Source organism: Francisella sciaenopsi (assembly GCF_045862875.1).
GTDB classification, from domain to species: Bacteria; Pseudomonadota; Gammaproteobacteria; order Francisellales; family Francisellaceae; genus Francisella; species Francisella sciaenopsi.
The window spans coordinates 223,146-238,965 of record NZ_BTHG01000001.1 but is presented as its reverse complement, the minus strand read 5'-3'; the positions used below and the strand labels follow the sequence as shown (position 1 = coordinate 238,965).

The following is a 15,820-nucleotide window of genomic DNA, read 5'->3' as shown; positions in this document are numbered from 1 at the left end:
TTCAAAATAGCTTTTTATTTCTTGTTGTGCTATATTCTTGCTAATTTTTATTTATTCAATTTTTAAAATGAAAAAAATAGTATTTTTATTCATGTTGGTATTTAGTGCTTTAACTCTTAATAGTTGCTTGCTAATTGGTGCGGGCGTGTATGGTGTTGATCAAGCTGCATCATATTCAGAGAATCTTGATTACTCGGTTGTAGAAGTTAATAAATCTGTTCTAAATACTTTAGCAAAAATGCCAGGTGTAACCATAACCAAAAACATTATAACTAATCAAGCATCAGAAATTGATGGCAGTGTAAATTCTAGGAGATTTAAAGGTACATTCAATATTAGTGTAGCTAGGATAGCTGATAATTCATCAACATTAACTATTAAATATGATATATTTGGTGATAAAGTTCAGTCGAAAAGATTCCTTGAAGATGTGAAAACAGATTTACATAAGAACTATAATTGAAAAACTTCTTACAGTCTATTTATAGCTCAATCAATTCTATAAATTCATTGACATACTGGTTTTGTACAGTCTTAACATCTATTCTGTCAAAAAAATCGGATAATTGGCACATCTCTAAATTGGTATATCCACATGGATTAATATAGCTAAATGGCATAAGATCCATTTTAGTATTTATAGCAATGCCATGGTAGCTTTTACCTTGCTTTATTCTTAAACCAAGAGAAGCTATTTTTTTGTTATTTATATATATGCCATGAGCATTTTCAATAGTATGAGAATTGAGATTATAATGCTTCTGAAGTATATTTGTACAGGCTTGCTCAACTATATCGACCAACTTCTTTGCGCCAAGTTTATTTCTTTTTATGTCAAGCATAAAATATATAACAGCCTGACCAGGACCATGATATGTAACCTGTCCACCACGATCAGTTTCAACAATTGGTATATTATGTGGGTTTAAAATGTGCTCGGGTTTACCATGCTTGCCCTGTGTAAATACACTAGGATGTTCAACAAGCCAAATCTCATCCTTAGTAGTGTTATCGCGTTCGATTGTAAAATCAGCCATTTGTTTAAAAACATCAGAATATGGCTGCAATCCTAAATCTCTAATTATGATATCTTCTTTCATAGAATAAGAATTATTATAAAACCATGTGTACTTCAGGGTGGCTAGAAATTTCTTTGTAAATATTATCTAGCTGTTCTTTACTATCAGCTGTAAATATGGCTGTAATAGATATATATTTACCAGTTTTACTTTCTTTGGTATTAAAATCAATTTCATCATGTTTTGGTACATGTTTTTCAAAAACTTTAAGAATAAACTCAACAGTCTCTTTTTGTGGATTTGCCATTATTTTGATTGGAAACTGGCAAGGAAATTCAAAAAAAGTTTCTGGTTGTTGTTCATTTTTATTATCTTCAGACATTGTAGATCCTTTATTTTAGTTTAAATTACCACCAGCCTCTCTGTGATATATCATTCATAGATACTACTGGTACGCTAGCTATTTTTTCTTTAGTATCACCAAGGGTTATAACGAGCTCACCTACAGCTTGTCCTTCTTTAATCGGAGCTTTTATACCTGGGGTGAAGACTATACCTTGTTTTAAAAATGGTATATATGTTTTAGGCACTGTTTGGTATATGTTTTGAGTTGATGTAACAGTTATTTTTTGCCCAGCTTTAGCATTAGGAATATTATCCGCATTTATCGTAACAGGCGAGTTAGCTTTGTATAGTAGAACATTTTCATATTTGCTTAAAGCATATCTTAGCAGTTTAGATGATTCTGAGTCTCTTTTAGCTGAACTGTTAGTACCAAGAACTACGGAAATGAATCTTTCACCATCTTGTTTCGCAGAAGAAACTAGACAGTAACCAGCTGCATCCGTATGACCAGTTTTCATTCCATCAGCACCATCAAAAGTGAATAGAAGTCTATTTCTATTATTTTGAAGAACAAAATTATCACCCTTAGGGAATAATTTAGAACACTTATCTTGAGTTTGTGAATCTAGCCCTTTAGCAGAAAAACTTTCTAACACATTGCCACTAGAACGATCGAATTTTGGTAAACATTGTTTACGATCTGCAATGCTTATGGACTCCTGTTCTGTAGCATTCCATACTAAACCTCTATCATCATATATTTTATACGCATCTGGGAAGTTATATATGTAAGATCTTGCCAAAAGTGCCATATCATGAGCTGTAGTGTATTGTTCTCCTCCTGGTAAACCATCTGGGTTAGCAAAATGAGTATTATTCATTCCAATAGCTTTAGCTGTTTGATTCATTAAATCTGTAAATGCTTCTGCTGTTCCGCCGATATATTCAGCAAGAGCTATAGTGGCATCATTACCAGAAACTACATCCATACCTGTTACCAAGTTTTTGACAGAAACTTTAGCACTGGCTTTTACATACATTTTAGATCCTCCTGTAGAAGCAGCTTTTTCACTTATTGGTACCATAGTATCCCAACTCAGATTTCCAGCTTTAATTTCACTAGCAACAATATATGATGTCATGATTTTAGTTAAGCTAGCTGGAGGTCTTCTAACGTCCATATTCTTTTGACTAACAATATCTCCAGTACGATAATTCATAGCTACCCATGCTGGAGCATCTAATTCAATGTTAACTGGTCTTACTATTATATCTTTTTGTGTTAGTCCATTACCACCATTAAAATATGGGTCTGAACTGGAAGAAATATTTGGAGCTGCAAAAGCCGTAGCGGCCACTAAACTAGCTGTTAATAAAGCTATCTTTTTTAATTTCATAATTTTCCTCTTTAAAATCTTGATTAAAGTGTAATTTGTAAATAATATCTCACAACATTTTAATATTTATAGGTTATAAATACAAAGGTTTTTATGATAGACTCATGTATAGTGTGTCAAGCGTTTATGCTTTAGCAAGAATATAGGAGAGATTGTTATGCTGAAAAATATACCTTGTGGAAAAGATGTTCCTAATGATTTCAATGTTGTAATTGAAATACCTCAAGATAGTGATCCGATCAAATATGAATTTGACAAAGATAGTAATATGATTGTAGTTGATAGATTCATGTCATCTACAATGAGATATCCATGTAACTATGGTTTTGTTCCAAATACTCTTTATGATGATGGTGACCCTATTGATGTATTAGTTTTAGCTCCATATCGATTGGCAGTAGGTTGTGTAATCAACTGTAGAGCTGTTGGTGTTTTTAAAATGGAAGATGATGGCGGTGTTGATGCTAAAATTATTGCGGTACCAAGCTCTAAGCTAACTAAAGAGTATGATCATATTAATGATGTTGATGACTTACCGGTAACATTAAAACAAAGAATCGAACATTTCTTCACTCATTATAAAGATCTAGATTCAGGTAAGTGGGTAAAAGTTGATGGTTGGGATAATGCTGCTTTTGCTAAGCAAGAAATTAAAAAATCTGTCAGTAACTATAAATAAATTCTTCTTTTGTCTTAAATATTTTAGTCTCAGAATCATTTGTGATAATATCTATAACTGAATCAAATATTCTTTTTAAGCTTAATAATGAAGATAAATAAACAGAAAAATATTAAATTAGCAATCTTTGATGTTGATGGGGTTCTTACTGATAGTAGGATAATAATCTCAAATGACGGAAATGAATTTAAAAACTTCAATGTCAAAGATGGACTTGGCTTAGTCCTGCTTCAAAAATTAGGTATTAGAGTAGCTATTATAACTGGCAAAGAATCAAAGATTGTTTATGATAGATTTACAAGTTTGGGCTTAGATGCTGGAGATATTTATCAAGGGCAAAAAAATAAAATTAAGGCATATGAAAGTTTAAAGAATAAGTATAACTTAAGTGATCAAGATATTGCTTATATGGGTGATGATCTACCAGATCTTGTCTTGATGAATAAAGTGGGACTATCTGCAACTCCTTTTGATTCGATAGAAATAGTAAAAGAATATGCTGATTATACTTGTCAAAGCAGAGGTGGTAATGCTGCTGTTAGAGAGTTTTGCGACTATATTATCAAACACATGGGATTACATAATAAAATCATTAATGACTTTTTAGAGTTTGGCGGAGTGAAATAAGGATAAAGATGAAGTTTTTCACTAAGTATTCTTTATTTGCGAATGTACTCTCTATAATTATTATTGTCTTTGCTATGCTTTATATAAGTTATAACGCTATTGATGGAGCAAAACCTCTTAAAAGTAACCAACAAAAAAATCGAGTTGAGTTAAAAGCGTTTGATTTTACTTATAATAAGTATGATGTAAAAGGTAGTTTAGCAACAAACTTTTTTTCTAAAGAGTTAAGGCGTTATATCAATCAAGATTTATTTATGATTGATCTTACTGAAAAAAGTTATGATAGCAAAACTGGTAAGCTACAATGGCAAGTTACATCTAAACATGGGTATATCCAGCAGTTTACAGGGCAGAACTTGACTCACTTATATGATGGCGTTGATTCTATTATATATACTAATGATAACTCAGTAGACTCTCAAAATAATAAAAAGTCTGACTCAACATCTTTAGATAAGATTTTTATCAAAACATCAGAAATGTTTTATAACTCAGGTTCAAAAGACTTTTATAATGCTAGATTTACAAAAATGTATGATCCTGAAACTGGTAATAATACAACAGGTATAGGAGTAACTGGCAATTCAAACTCAAAAGCTATAAGACTTGGACAAAATGTAAGGAGCTACTATGCGTCGAGTTAGATTGATCTTAGTAATTTTTCTTTCGCTTACATCATATGCCTTTTCAGATGAAAGTGAAAATCAGATTGATAGTAGTCTTCCAATGTATGATGCTGCACTTCAACAAGATAATGTTGCTGATAATGAAAAAGAAGATAATTCAGCAGATAATAGTTTAAAAGAGTATGGACCTGTTACCATATGTTCTGATAGTGTCACCTATGATGATAATCAACATGTTATTACTTATTTGGGTAACGTATTTGTGATGCAGATTCATAATAATCATATTCTTTGTCATAAGCCCACAATTTCTAAAGATAATGTTGTTTATTTTGAAAGAGATCCTTCACTAACTTTAGAACAATTACAAGAAAGTTGGTTAAAAACAGCTAAACAACTTTGTGCGGAGCAAAAAGAGTGTAACTTTATATCTGGACAAAGACTTGTAATAAATTTAGATGATAAAAAGAAGCTAAAAACATTTACTATGATTTCGGATGATAATCATAATTCTCAATTCTATACCTATCCTACAAATTCAAACCCTGATTATAAGACTGTTAAAACAGCCACTAGGGGACCTGTTGAAGGTAAATCAAAAATGATAATTTATCATGTCGATGATAAACATTTAGAAATGTATAGAAAGGCTGTAGCTTATCAAAATGATAATGTTTACAAAGGTGAAAAAGTAATCTTTGATATTGATCACGATTTAATATCTATTCCAGGTAGTGAAAATAGAAGATCTACAATAATCTTAGATGGGGTGCAGAAACAGACTAGAATTGATACTGGGCTTACACCTATTAGTGATTATGGTAAAGATAGACAAAAAGGAAGTGTGACAGGATTGAATACTTATAACACCAGTACATAATTTTAAGAGTGGTTTAAAATGGAAAAATATACATTAGAAGCAAAAAGATTGGGCAAAAAGTATGGTACTCGCTGGGTAGTAAATAATGTGTCTATGAAAGTTTCAACAGGTGAAATTGTTGGATTACTAGGTCCTAATGGTGCGGGAAAAACTACATCTTTCTATATGATTGTTGGACTTGTCGCTGCCACACGTGGTAAGGTACGCATGGGTGATGAAGATGTAACAAAAATGCCAATTCACTTAAGAGCACGAAGAGGGTTGGGATATTTACCTCAAGAGGCTTCTGTATTTAGAAAGCTAAGTGTAGAAGATAATATTATAGCTATATTAGAAACTCGTAAAGAGCTTAATAAGGTCCAAATAGAAGAAAAACTTAATGAACTTTTAGATGAATTTAGTATTCAACATATTCGCAAAAGTTTGGGTATGAGTTTATCTGGTGGAGAGCGAAGAAGAGTCGAAATCGCTAGAGCTCTAGCTATGGATCCTAAGTTTATTCTCCTCGATGAACCATTTGCAGGGGTTGACCCAGTTTCGGTAATTGAAATTAAAGAAGTTGTAAGACATCTTAAAGATAGAGGGATAGGTGTATTAATTACAGACCATAATGTACGTGAGACGCTTGATATTTGTGAAAGGGCATATATTGTGAATGCTGGAAATATGCTAGCTGCTGGTTCACCAGAAGAGGTCTTAGCTGATGAGACAGTTAGAAAAGTATATCTTGGAGAAGATTTTAAATTGTAATTGATTACATAATTCATAAAAGGAAATAAATTATGCAAATTGATCTAACAAAATCAAAAGTGGTTTGTGTTGGTAGGAATTATGTTGAACATATTCATGAGCTAAATAATGAAGTTCCAGATAGTCCAGTTATATTCATTAAGCCTAATTCAAGCATATCTAAAGATCTTAGATTATCCCCAACTAGAGAAATACATTATGAATGTGAGATAGTCTTTGCATTTGATCATGATTCAAATATAAAAGCAGTAGGTTTAGGCTTAGATTTAACTGATAGAAATTTACAATCAAAACTTAAGACTAATGGACTACCATGGGAATTAGCTAAAGCTTTTGATAATAGTGCTGTAATTAGTAATTTTGTTGAGATTGATAGTCAAGATATTGAATTTTTAAACTTTAAAGCGTATAAAAATAATTCCTTAATTCAACAAGGTAGCTACGATTTAATGATTTATAAACCTCAACAAATTATAGATTTTTTAATGCAAAATGAGATATCTGTAGCTGAAAATGATTTACTAATGACAGGAACACCCAAAGGTGTTGGAGTAGTAAATGAGGATGATAAATTTAGAATAGAACTCTTTTGTAAAGATAAAAAAATATTAGAAACAACTTTTGGATAGATGATATATGTGGGCAATTGTAGGAAGTAGTGGTTTTGAATCTTTTGATGATTTTGAGATTATAGAGGAACTATCACGAGAAACTCCATTTGGGTTATGCTCAAATGGCCTCTTTAAAATAAAAATAGAAGATAAAGAAGCATTATTCCTAAATAGAACTGGCTTAGGTCAGAATATACTACCACATCAAATAAACTACAAGGCAAATATATATGCTTTGAAAAAATATGGAGCTACTTCTATTATTGCCTTATCTTCAGTTAGAAGTTTAAGAGAAGAGTTAAAACCTGGAGATATGGTTATTCCATATCAGTTCATTGATAGAACAAAATCCTTACGAGAGTTTACCTTTTGTGAACAAGGTTTGCTTAATTATGTTTCACTTTCTAAACCTATAACAGAGAGTATTGCTGAAGAGATTAGGACTAAAAAGCAAGAATTTGATTTTGATATACATTTTAAGCAGAGTTATGTTTGTATAGAGGGTCCACAATTTCCAACAATAATTGATGCTAAATGTTTCCAAAGCATGGGAGGTGGTGTTATAGGTATGACAGCCTTCCCAGAGTTTGCATTGGCAAGAGAAGCTGGGCTTAACTATATTAGCTGTAATTTTATTGTTGACTATGTACCTTGGTCATATGATGTTAGAAATTTGTATAATGTTTTAGAAATAAGAGAAACAAATAATTATAAAGCTGAAAAAATTGTCAAGTGGATGGTGAATAACTTGTCATTTTATGCTGAAAATGATTGCCATGAGCTAGGTATTGCTCGCTACTTATCAACACCTATTGAATCATTATCTCCAAATAAAAAAGAATGGCTTAAAGTTATAGCTAGGGATAATTCTGAGCATGAAGAAGCACTTGAAGCTGAAATTCTTAAAAAGGTTCCAGATTTATATGGTGGTATCAAGACTATACCAGCTAAATTACAGGATCTATTGACATTTATTAGTAAGTTTGACAGAGATGGTAATCGTCAAGATATTGATGCCACAAGAAAAGCTGCAGCATCACTAGGTTTATATAGTTATCCTAAAGTAGATCTAGAGAGTGTTGAAGATATTGAAATCACACATGATGAGGGTCATAAAATTCCTGTTAGAGTATATAATCCTAAAGTTGATGAGAAACTTAAGGTAATAATTTTTTCTCATGGTGGAGGATTTGTATCTGGTACACTTGATTCATTTGATGCTTTTTGTCGTAAGCTTTCATTAACCACTAATAGGATTGTTTTTGCTGTTGATTATCGTCTTGCACCTGAACATAAATTTCCAGCTGGTTTAAATGATGTTGAGTTTGTTGCAGAACATGTTTATCAACACTCTAAAAAACTTGGTGTATCTCGTAAGAAATTTACTTTAATGGGTGATAGCGCAGGAGCTAACTTGACAGTTTTAGCAACTTATAACCTACTTCAGAAAGGTAGTGTTAAAATTGGGAATAATATTATTCTATACCCATCTGTAGATTTATCACATATGCCAACAAAATCATTAGAAGATTTCTCTAGTGGTTATATTTTGACCAAGGCAAAAACTAAATGGTACTCTGAGTTGTATGTACCAGAGGGTATGGACAAATGCTCTCCAGAAATATCGCCATTTTATATCAAAGAATTAGATAATATGCCGAGAACTTTAGTTATGACAGCAGGCTATGACCCTTTAAAAGATGAGGGGTTATTATTTGCTGAAAGACTTCTTAGACATGATGTTGAGGTACAACATTATCATTTTGATAGTTTAGTGCATGGTTTTATTAATTTCTCAAAATTGATTCCAAAAGAGATGGAAATACTTCACTCTAGAGTTGTTAAATTTCTTGGCTAATTATGAAAAATTATCTACTACAAATTGAATACTTTGGCAAAAACTACTGTGGTTGGCAAAGGCAATCTCATTCGCCAAGTGTTCAAGAAGAGCTAGAAAAAGCACTCTCAAAAATTGCAAATCAAAATATAGAAGTTACTTGTGCTGGTCGAACTGATACCGGCGTACATGCGACTTCGCAAGTTGTTAACTTTCATTCGGATGCGGATAGAACTCTTAGCTCTTGGATGAGAGGCACAAATGCTCTTTTACCAAAAGATATCAAGATACTAGATATCAGAGAAGTTGATAATGATTTTAATTCGAGATTTACGGCGATAAATAGAACTTACAATTATATTATCTATAATTCTATAACTAGCTCACCAATATTTTCAGAACATTGCTTGTGGGAGAATAGAGAGCTAAATATTGATAAAATGAATCAAGCATGTAAATACTTATTAGGCGAACAAGATTTTACATCTTTTAGATCATCTCAATGTCAGTCTAATACGCCATTTAGAAATATTCAAAAAGCTGAGTTTATCAAACAGGGGAATTTTATAGTATTTGAGGTTATTGGCAATGCTTTTCTGCACCATATGATTAGAAATTTTATAGGCTCCTTGATAAAAGTAGGTTTAGAATTTGAATCTCCAGAATGGATTAAGCTAGTATTAGAAGCTAAGGACAGAACGAGAGCAGCTGAAACAGCTAAAGCACATGGTCTATACTTTGTTGGGGTTGAGTATCCTGAGTTTAGCTTTAGACGTCGAGTAATGGAGCTTTTTTATTAGTCTAATAATTTAGTTTTCTACGAAAGTCTTATACGACTATATATTAATATTATTTTTATCACCAAAAGCTAATTACAATCAAATCTATTTAGGTTAAAATATCTTTTTAAGAAAATATTTATTTCTATAAAAATGACAGATATACATAATCATAAGATTTTGATTTTAGATTTTGGTTCGCAATATACTCAACTTATCGCGCGTAGAGTGAGAGAGGTTGGTGTCTTTTGTGAAATATTTCCTCATGATATAACAGATGATTTTATCAAAGATTATCAAGCTAAAGGTATAATCCTTTCTGGTGGTCCTGAGTCTGTGTATGACTCAGATGTTAAAGCTCCAGAAATAGTCTTTGAATTAGGTGTTCCTGTTTTAGGTATTTGCTATGGTATGCAAACAATGGTGATGCAGCATGGTGGAGAGGTAAAAGGAGCTGATCAAAGTGAGTTTGGTAAAGCGATCATTAATATCTTAAAATCATCAGAAAATATATTTTCCAATCTCAAAACAGAACAGTCTGTATGGATGAGTCATAGTGATAAAGTTACTCAAACTGGTGAACATTTTGAAGTAATAGCATCATCAACTAATGCTCCTGTTGCAGCTATTGCTCACAAAAGTAAACCTTTTTATGGAGTACAGTTTCATCCAGAAACCACTCATACAGAGAATGGTAAACAAATTATAGAAAATTTCGCTTTAAATATCTGCAAGTGTGATGCTTTTTGGAATATCGAAAATATTATTGAAAGCGATATTAAAGAAATAAAAAAACAGGTTGGAAGTGATAAAGTAATTTTAGGCTTATCAGGTGGTGTTGACTCATCTGTGGTAGCAGCAATATTACATGAAGCTATTGGCGATCAACTTATCTGTATATTTGTAGACACGGGACTACTTCGTCTTAACGAAGGTGACCAAGTGATGGAAGTATTTGCGGAGCATATGGATATTAATGTTATTCGCGTAAATGCTAAAAATAGGTTTTTAGATGCTCTAAAAGGTATTGGCGATCCTGAAGAAAAGCGTAAAATTATAGGTAAACTTTTTGTTGATATTTTTGATGAAGAAGCAGCTAAAATCGACAATGCGAAATGGCTTGCTCAAGGTACAATATATAGTGATGTAATTGAGTCAGCTGGTAATAGCCAGTCTAAAGCTCATGTTATCAAATCTCATCATAACGTTGGCGGTTTGCCAAAAGAGATGAAGCTTAAACTATTAGAACCATTAAGAGAGCTGTTTAAAGATGAAGTACGTAAACTAGGCTTAGGCTTAGGCTTACCGTATAATATGCTTTATAGACATCCGTTCCCAGGACCAGGTCTTGGTGTACGTATATTAGGCGAAATCAAAAAAGAGTATGTTGAAACTCTACAAAAAGCAGATGCGATCTTTACTGAAGAATTATATAAGCATAATTTGTATCATGACATTTCTCAGGCCTTTGGAGTTTTCTTACCGGTTAAGTCAGTTGGGGTCGTAGGAGATCAGCGTAGATATGAATATGTTATAGCATTGAGAGCGGTGGTTAGTATTGATTTTATGACTGCAACATGGGCAAATTTGCCTTATGACTTCTTATCTATAGTTTCAAATAGAATTGTAAATGAAGTTAAACAAGTATCACGAGTCGTTTATGATGTAACAGGTAAACCACCTGGAACAATTGAGTGGGAATAACCACTAGCTGACGAAATGTTTAATTTATTAAAGTATATATTCTTTGGAGTTGTACTTTTGGGTTAGATTAAGATTTTATACTATGTCAAAATATACTATTTTAGATAAGATAAATACCCCTGCAGATCTTAAGCTTGTACCAGAGGGTCAGCTTAAAGAATTAGCATCTGAGTTAAGAGCTTTTTTGGTAGACACCTTAGATGTAAGTGGTGGGCATTTCGCAAGTAGTCTTGGTGCTACAGAATTGACAGTTGCTTTGCATTATGTCTATAACACGCCTTATGATAATATAGTTTGGGATGTGGGTCATCAAACATATATTCATAAAATTCTAACAGGTAGAAAAGATAAGCTTATTACTATCAAAAAAGATGGTGGAATCTCAGGTTTTCCGAAGCGATCTGAAAGTGAATATGATACCTTTGGAGTAGGGCATTCAAGTACTTCAATAAGTGCAGCACTCGGTATGGCTATTGCAGATAGACTACAAGGTAAGCACTCTAATTCAATTGCTGTAATTGGAGATGGCGCTATAACTGGCGGTATGGCATTTGAGGCACTTAATCATGCAGGAGGAATTAAAGAAGACATCCTTGTTATTCTCAATGATAACGAAATGTCAATTTCTGATAATGTCGGTGGTCTTTCTGCTCATTTTAGTAAGATTATTTCAGGTGGCTTTTATAACTCTATTCGTGAAAAAGGAAAGGAAGTTCTTAAAAATATTCCACCAATGTTTGAGTTTGTAAAAAAGATAGAAACACAGACTAAAGGAATGTTTGTCCCTGCAAATTTTTTTGAAGATTTAGGTTTTTATTATGTGGGTCCAATAGATGGGCACAATGTTACAGAGTTGGTAAAGACTTTAAGAATTTTAAAAGATCATAAAGGTCCAAAACTTTTACATGTAATTACCAAAAAAGGTAAAGGTTATACTAAAGCAGAATCTGATCCTATCAAGTTTCATCATGTTGCACCAAGTTTTCACAGTGGGGATGCTCAATCAAAAGCTTCTAAGCCAACGTACTCAAATATATTTGGTAATTGGATTTATCAAAAAGCAGCTAAAGATCAGCGCTTAGTAGGTGTAACCCCAGCTATGAAGGAAGGCTCGGATTTAATTAGATTTTCACAACAATATCCAAATAGGTACTTTGATGTAGCAATTGCTGAGCAGCACGCAGTAACTTTTGCAGGTGGTTTAGCTTGTCAAGGACTTAAGCCTGTAGTCGCTATCTACTCAACATTTCTACAAAGAGCTTATGATCAGGTTATACATGATATAGCATTACAAGATTTAGATGTCTTGTATGCTGTTGATAGAGCTGGTCTTGTTGGAGCAGATGGAGCAACTCATGATGGTAGTTTTGATATATCATTTATGCGTTGTATCCCAAATCATGTGATTATGACTCCAAGTGATGAAAATGAAACACATCATATGCTTGAGCTTGGATATGAATACAAGGGGCCAGCAATGGTACGCTATCCTCGCGGGGCAGGTACTGGAGCTGAAATTACTGATAGTCTTGATATAGAGCTCGGTAAAGCAAAGCTTGTTAAAAAAGGTTCAAGAGTTGCTATTTTAAATTTTGGAACTTTACTACCACTCGCTAACCAGTTAGCTGATAAATATGATACTACTATAGTTGATATGAGGTTTGTAAAACCTCTTGATGAACAAATGATTAATCAAATATGTCAAAATCATGAGATTATATTTACACTTGAGGAAAGTTCAATAGCTGGTGGGGCTGGTTCTGCAGTTAATGAGTATATACTTGCCAATGATCTAAGTAAAAATATAATTATCAGAAATTTCGGTTTAAAAGATGAGTTTTTGACTCACGGTACAAAAGATCTTTTGCTAGATTATTCAAATCTTTCATTCAATAAAATATCTGAAGTTTTAGAAAATCTTTTAAATCACAAAAGATAATTTTTATAAAATCCATGTCGAAATTCTACTTATAATTGTTATTACTATAGATAGTATTTTCCAAGTTACTATTTTATAATTTCTAACATATTTATTTTTAGTGATACTTATCTGATGAAGAAAATACTTCTTGTCATTTTTTTGATACTTTTATTAGCACTTTCATACTATTATTTTATCTACCAAAAATATAATAATTGGCCAATTGTTAATCAAAATCCACAAGGAGAGAGTATAGTTGCTTTGGGTGATAGCTTAACAGCTGGATATGGTGTAGATGAATATGATAACTATCCATCTCAATTATCAAGAATGATTGGCGAGCCTGTAATAAATATGGGAGTATCTGGTGAAACAACAGCTCAAGCATTATTAAGAATTGAAGATGTGGTTCAATCTAATCCTAGAATAGTAATAGTATCACTAGGAGCAAATGACCTTAGAAAAAGAATTCCTGCGGATCAAGCTTTTGCAAATTTAAGACGTATAGTAAATATACTACAGGCAAATGGAGCATTAGTTGTTATTGGAGGTTTAGACATACCATATTATAAAAATGATTATGCTGAAGACTATATTAAATTTGCAAAAACTAATGGATGTTTGTTAGTTCCTAATGTTTTAGAAGGAATTATAGGTCATCAAGATTTAATGGTTGATGCTGTACACCCTAATGCAAAAGGATATACGATTATGGCGACCCAATTTTACAACGTTATAGAAAAATATATTGATTAGTATTAAAACAGTTAGATACCTTTATTAAGATTAGAGACACCTTCTTTTTGATAAACGTGATAGACATCTAAGCCAAGCTTTCTTCTAATATATGGTAGAGAGAAATAACCACGAATATATTTTTCACCACTTTCATTCTTATCATATACTACAATATGATGGTAATCCGAATTAATTAAAGTGTTAAGAATATGACCAATTTTAGTATTTTTTATAATAGAATAAGATACTATATTTACCTTAGCTATTGGTAACATAATATCATGTGCAACTAAATCAGCTGGTTTTGTACCTGAGCTTCTAGCTCTTTCTTGAAGTGCTTGGCTTTCTATATAATGAAGAGCAATTGTTCCTACAACTTTATCATCAGCACTAATTACTAGTGCAAAATCTTTATGATTATCGATTATTTTCGTTTTTACATCTTTTATATTGAGATCTGCTCTAACTGTCAAAGCGTCATGATCTTTATAATCTCTAAAGACCTCTAAAGCAGAACTTTCTAGGTAAAGAAGGTGGCTAGCATCATCTCTAAGATAGTTTATTGATTTAGTATCGGTAAAGTGAGAAAGCTCTATTTGTTTAAAGTCTTTTAAATCCACTATTTTCTCCATATATTAATGTCGATTTTATAAATAGATTTTAGACAAAACATTTATCTTTTTCAAAGTTTATCAATCAATATTTTTAGTATAAATAATTAAGGTGGCAAAATTACTCAATTCTAAGCATTTAGAATGATCCATAGCAAATAATAATAGTAGCTATAAGTTAATATTAAAAACACTAAAAATGTTATAATAGGATCAAATTTTTATTAGAAGATTAAAGTATGATCGAGACAGATAGAATAATTTCAGCAAATACTGTACAAACTAAAGATGAAAACTTTATTGATAGAGCTATAAGACCAAAAACTTTAGCTGAGTATGAAGGTCAGCCTGCGGTACGTGAACAAATGGAGATTTTTATTCAAGCTGCGAAATCGCGAAATGATGCTCTTGATCATACTCTTATATTTGGGCCTCCAGGTTTAGGTAAAACAACATTATCAAATATTATAGCCAATGAAATGGAAGTGGAACTTAAGCAGACAAGTGGTCCAGTTTTAGAGAAAGCTGGAGATTTGGCGGCACTTTTGACTAACTTAGAAGAAAATGATGTTTTGTTTATTGATGAAATACACCGTTTAAGTCCTGTTGTTGAAGAAATATTATATCCCGCTATGGAAGATTATCAGCTTGATATTATGATTGGTGAAGGTCCTGCTGCTAGATCAATCAAAATTGATTTGCCACCATTTACATTAGTTGGAGCTACAACTAGAGCAGGTCTTTTGACTTCACCTCTCAGGGATAGATTTGGTATAATTCAAAGGCTAGAATTCTACTCGGTTGAGGATTTAGCTAAGATAGTTTATCGTTCAGCTAAGCTTTTAGATCTTGATATTACTGATGAAGGTGCTAACGAAATTGCTAAACGTTCAAGAGGTACACCAAGAATAGCGAATAGATTGCTACGTAGAGTTAGAGATTATGCTCAAGTTAAAGCTTCTGGGGTTATATCTTATGATATTGCTGATAAAGCTCTTACAATGTTAAAAGTCGATCCTGTAGGATTTGATCATATGGATCATAAATATTTACTTACTTTGATGGAAAAATTTGGTGGTGGGCCTGTAGGATTAGATACAATGGCAGCGGCACTTAGTGAAGAAAAGGGTACTATTGAGGATGTTATAGAACCTTATCTAATTCAGCAAGGATACATTATGCGTACAGCAAGAGGACGTATAGCAACTCTACTTGCATACAATCATTTTAAATTAAAAATACCAGATAGTTTATCATCAGATCAACAACAGAACTTATCTCTTTAATTCAGAACTT

Annotated in this window: 17 protein-coding genes; 13 read left to right on the top strand and 4 right to left on the bottom strand. The window is 32.3% G+C overall.

The genetic code is table 11. The annotated features are described in order from the left end of the window. The first annotated feature begins 67 nt into the window (after window positions 1-67). Window positions 68-463: a DUF3568 family protein gene (locus tag ACKTR7_RS01170; protein ID WP_407876644.1), complete on the top strand. Its 396-nt coding sequence runs from the start codon at window positions 68-70 to the stop codon at window positions 461-463. Window positions 464-482: 19 nt separating this feature from the next. On the opposite strand, the gene lipB is transcribed toward ACKTR7_RS01170, so the two are convergent. Genes lipB through ACKTR7_RS01155 form a run of 3 tightly spaced genes read right to left on the bottom strand, consistent with a single transcriptional unit; the run spans window position 483 to window position 2,761 of the window. After that, window positions 483-1,100 (bottom strand): lipoyl(octanoyl) transferase LipB, encoded by a 618-nt coding sequence (gene lipB / locus ACKTR7_RS01165; RefSeq protein WP_407876643.1) that lies wholly within the window; start codon window positions 1,098-1,100, stop codon window positions 483-485. Between the two features lie 13 nt (window positions 1,101-1,113). After that, the gene (locus tag ACKTR7_RS01160; RefSeq protein WP_407876642.1) at window positions 1,114-1,401 is read right to left on the bottom strand and encodes an HP0495 family protein; all 288 of its coding nucleotides are present in this window, start codon (window positions 1,399-1,401) and stop codon (window positions 1,114-1,116) included. A gap of 25 nt (window positions 1,402-1,426) precedes the next feature. Continuing rightward, window positions 1,427-2,761, bottom strand: coding sequence for a D-alanyl-D-alanine carboxypeptidase family protein (locus ACKTR7_RS01155; RefSeq protein WP_407876641.1), 1,335 nt, complete (start codon window positions 2,759-2,761; stop codon window positions 1,427-1,429). A gap of 157 nt (window positions 2,762-2,918) precedes the next feature. On the opposite strand from ACKTR7_RS01155, the gene ppa reads away from it, so the two are divergent. From ppa to ACKTR7_RS01100, 11 genes are all read left to right on the top strand, one after another. Beyond that, the gene (gene ppa / locus ACKTR7_RS01150; RefSeq protein ID WP_407876640.1) at window positions 2,919-3,440 is read left to right on the top strand and encodes an inorganic diphosphatase; all 522 of its coding nucleotides are present in this window, start codon (window positions 2,919-2,921) and stop codon (window positions 3,438-3,440) included. Window positions 3,441-3,527: 87 nt separating this feature from the next. Next, entirely contained in the window at window positions 3,528-4,067 is a 540-nt protein-coding gene (locus tag ACKTR7_RS01145) for a KdsC family phosphatase (protein ID WP_407876639.1), read from the top strand. A gap of 8 nt (window positions 4,068-4,075) precedes the next feature. Next, the gene (gene lptC, locus ACKTR7_RS01140; protein WP_407876638.1) at window positions 4,076-4,711 is read left to right on the top strand and encodes an LPS export ABC transporter periplasmic protein LptC; all 636 of its coding nucleotides are present in this window, start codon (window positions 4,076-4,078) and stop codon (window positions 4,709-4,711) included. Further along, a complete protein-coding gene (locus ACKTR7_RS01135; RefSeq protein WP_407876637.1) occupies window positions 4,698-5,573 on the top strand; it encodes an LptA/OstA family protein in 876 nt (291 codons plus the stop codon). The genes lptC and ACKTR7_RS01135 overlap by 14 nt, the downstream gene beginning before the upstream one ends. Window positions 5,574-5,591: 18 nt before the next feature. Next, window positions 5,592-6,323, top strand: a complete 732-nt coding sequence (gene lptB / locus ACKTR7_RS01130) for an LPS export ABC transporter ATP-binding protein (protein ID WP_407876636.1) — start codon at window positions 5,592-5,594, stop codon at window positions 6,321-6,323. A gap of 32 nt (window positions 6,324-6,355) precedes the next feature. Then, window positions 6,356-6,952 carry a fumarylacetoacetate hydrolase family protein gene (locus tag ACKTR7_RS01125; RefSeq protein WP_407876635.1) on the top strand — a complete coding sequence of 199 codons (597 nt, stop codon included), beginning with the start codon at window positions 6,356-6,358 and terminating at the stop codon, window positions 6,950-6,952. Between the two features lie 7 nt (window positions 6,953-6,959). Then, window positions 6,960-8,792 carry an alpha/beta hydrolase fold domain-containing protein gene (locus tag ACKTR7_RS01120; protein WP_407876634.1) on the top strand — a complete coding sequence of 611 codons (1,833 nt, stop codon included), beginning with the start codon at window positions 6,960-6,962 and terminating at the stop codon, window positions 8,790-8,792. Between the two features lie 2 nt (window positions 8,793-8,794). Next, window positions 8,795-9,571 (top strand): tRNA pseudouridine(38-40) synthase TruA, encoded by a 777-nt coding sequence (truA, locus tag ACKTR7_RS01115; RefSeq protein ID WP_407876633.1) that lies wholly within the window; start codon window positions 8,795-8,797, stop codon window positions 9,569-9,571. Between the two features lie 132 nt (window positions 9,572-9,703). Then, window positions 9,704-11,254: a glutamine-hydrolyzing GMP synthase gene (gene guaA, locus ACKTR7_RS01110; RefSeq protein ID WP_407876632.1), complete on the top strand. Its 1,551-nt coding sequence runs from the start codon at window positions 9,704-9,706 to the stop codon at window positions 11,252-11,254. A gap of 82 nt (window positions 11,255-11,336) precedes the next feature. Continuing rightward, entirely contained in the window at window positions 11,337-13,193 is a 1,857-nt protein-coding gene (gene dxs, locus ACKTR7_RS01105) for a 1-deoxy-D-xylulose-5-phosphate synthase (protein ID WP_407876631.1), read from the top strand. 114 nt (window positions 13,194-13,307) lie between these two features. Further along, window positions 13,308-13,931 (top strand): arylesterase, encoded by a 624-nt coding sequence (locus tag ACKTR7_RS01100; protein WP_407876630.1) that lies wholly within the window; start codon window positions 13,308-13,310, stop codon window positions 13,929-13,931. An 11-nt stretch (window positions 13,932-13,942) separates the two neighbouring features. On the opposite strand, the gene ACKTR7_RS01095 is transcribed toward ACKTR7_RS01100, so the two are convergent. Continuing rightward, window positions 13,943-14,533, bottom strand: a complete 591-nt coding sequence (locus ACKTR7_RS01095; RefSeq protein ID WP_222829709.1) for a CBS domain-containing protein — start codon at window positions 14,531-14,533, stop codon at window positions 13,943-13,945. A 230-nt stretch (window positions 14,534-14,763) separates the two neighbouring features. On the opposite strand from ACKTR7_RS01095, the gene ruvB reads away from it, so the two are divergent. Further along, complete coding sequence (ruvB, locus tag ACKTR7_RS01090; protein ID WP_044526213.1) at window positions 14,764-15,810, top strand: Holliday junction branch migration DNA helicase RuvB; 1,047 nt, start codon at window positions 14,764-14,766, stop codon at window positions 15,808-15,810. The last annotated feature ends 10 nt before the right edge of the window (window positions 15,811-15,820 follow it).

Bases quoted from the DNA above. Each gene is read 5' to 3' on its own strand.
- truA (WP_407876633.1), top strand. From the start codon at position 8,795: ATGAAAAATTATCTACTACAAATTGAATACTTTGGCAAAAACTACTGT.
- guaA (WP_407876632.1), top strand. From the start codon at position 9,704: ATGACAGATATACATAATCATAAGATTTTGATTTTAGATTTTGGTTCG.
- ACKTR7_RS01145 (WP_407876639.1), top strand. From the start codon at position 3,528: ATGAAGATAAATAAACAGAAAAATATTAAATTAGCAATCTTTGATGTT.
- ACKTR7_RS01160 (WP_407876642.1), bottom strand. From the start codon at position 1,401: ATGTCTGAAGATAATAAAAATGAACAACAACCAGAAACTTTTTTTGAA.
- ppa (WP_407876640.1), top strand. From the start codon at position 2,919: ATGCTGAAAAATATACCTTGTGGAAAAGATGTTCCTAATGATTTCAAT.
- ACKTR7_RS01120 (WP_407876634.1), top strand. From the start codon at position 6,960: ATGTGGGCAATTGTAGGAAGTAGTGGTTTTGAATCTTTTGATGATTTT.
- ACKTR7_RS01125 (WP_407876635.1), top strand. From the start codon at position 6,356: ATGCAAATTGATCTAACAAAATCAAAAGTGGTTTGTGTTGGTAGGAAT.
- lptC (WP_407876638.1), top strand. From the start codon at position 4,076: ATGAAGTTTTTCACTAAGTATTCTTTATTTGCGAATGTACTCTCTATA.
- ACKTR7_RS01155 (WP_407876641.1), bottom strand. From the start codon at position 2,761: ATGAAATTAAAAAAGATAGCTTTATTAACAGCTAGTTTAGTGGCCGCT.
- lptB (WP_407876636.1), top strand. From the start codon at position 5,592: ATGGAAAAATATACATTAGAAGCAAAAAGATTGGGCAAAAAGTATGGT.
- lipB (WP_407876643.1), bottom strand. From the start codon at position 1,100: ATGAAAGAAGATATCATAATTAGAGATTTAGGATTGCAGCCATATTCT.
- dxs (WP_407876631.1), top strand. From the start codon at position 11,337: ATGTCAAAATATACTATTTTAGATAAGATAAATACCCCTGCAGATCTT.
- ACKTR7_RS01170 (WP_407876644.1), top strand. From the start codon at position 68: ATGAAAAAAATAGTATTTTTATTCATGTTGGTATTTAGTGCTTTAACT.
- ruvB (WP_044526213.1), top strand. From the start codon at position 14,764: ATGATCGAGACAGATAGAATAATTTCAGCAAATACTGTACAAACTAAA.
- ACKTR7_RS01135 (WP_407876637.1), top strand. From the start codon at position 4,698: ATGCGTCGAGTTAGATTGATCTTAGTAATTTTTCTTTCGCTTACATCA.
- ACKTR7_RS01100 (WP_407876630.1), top strand. From the start codon at position 13,308: ATGAAGAAAATACTTCTTGTCATTTTTTTGATACTTTTATTAGCACTT.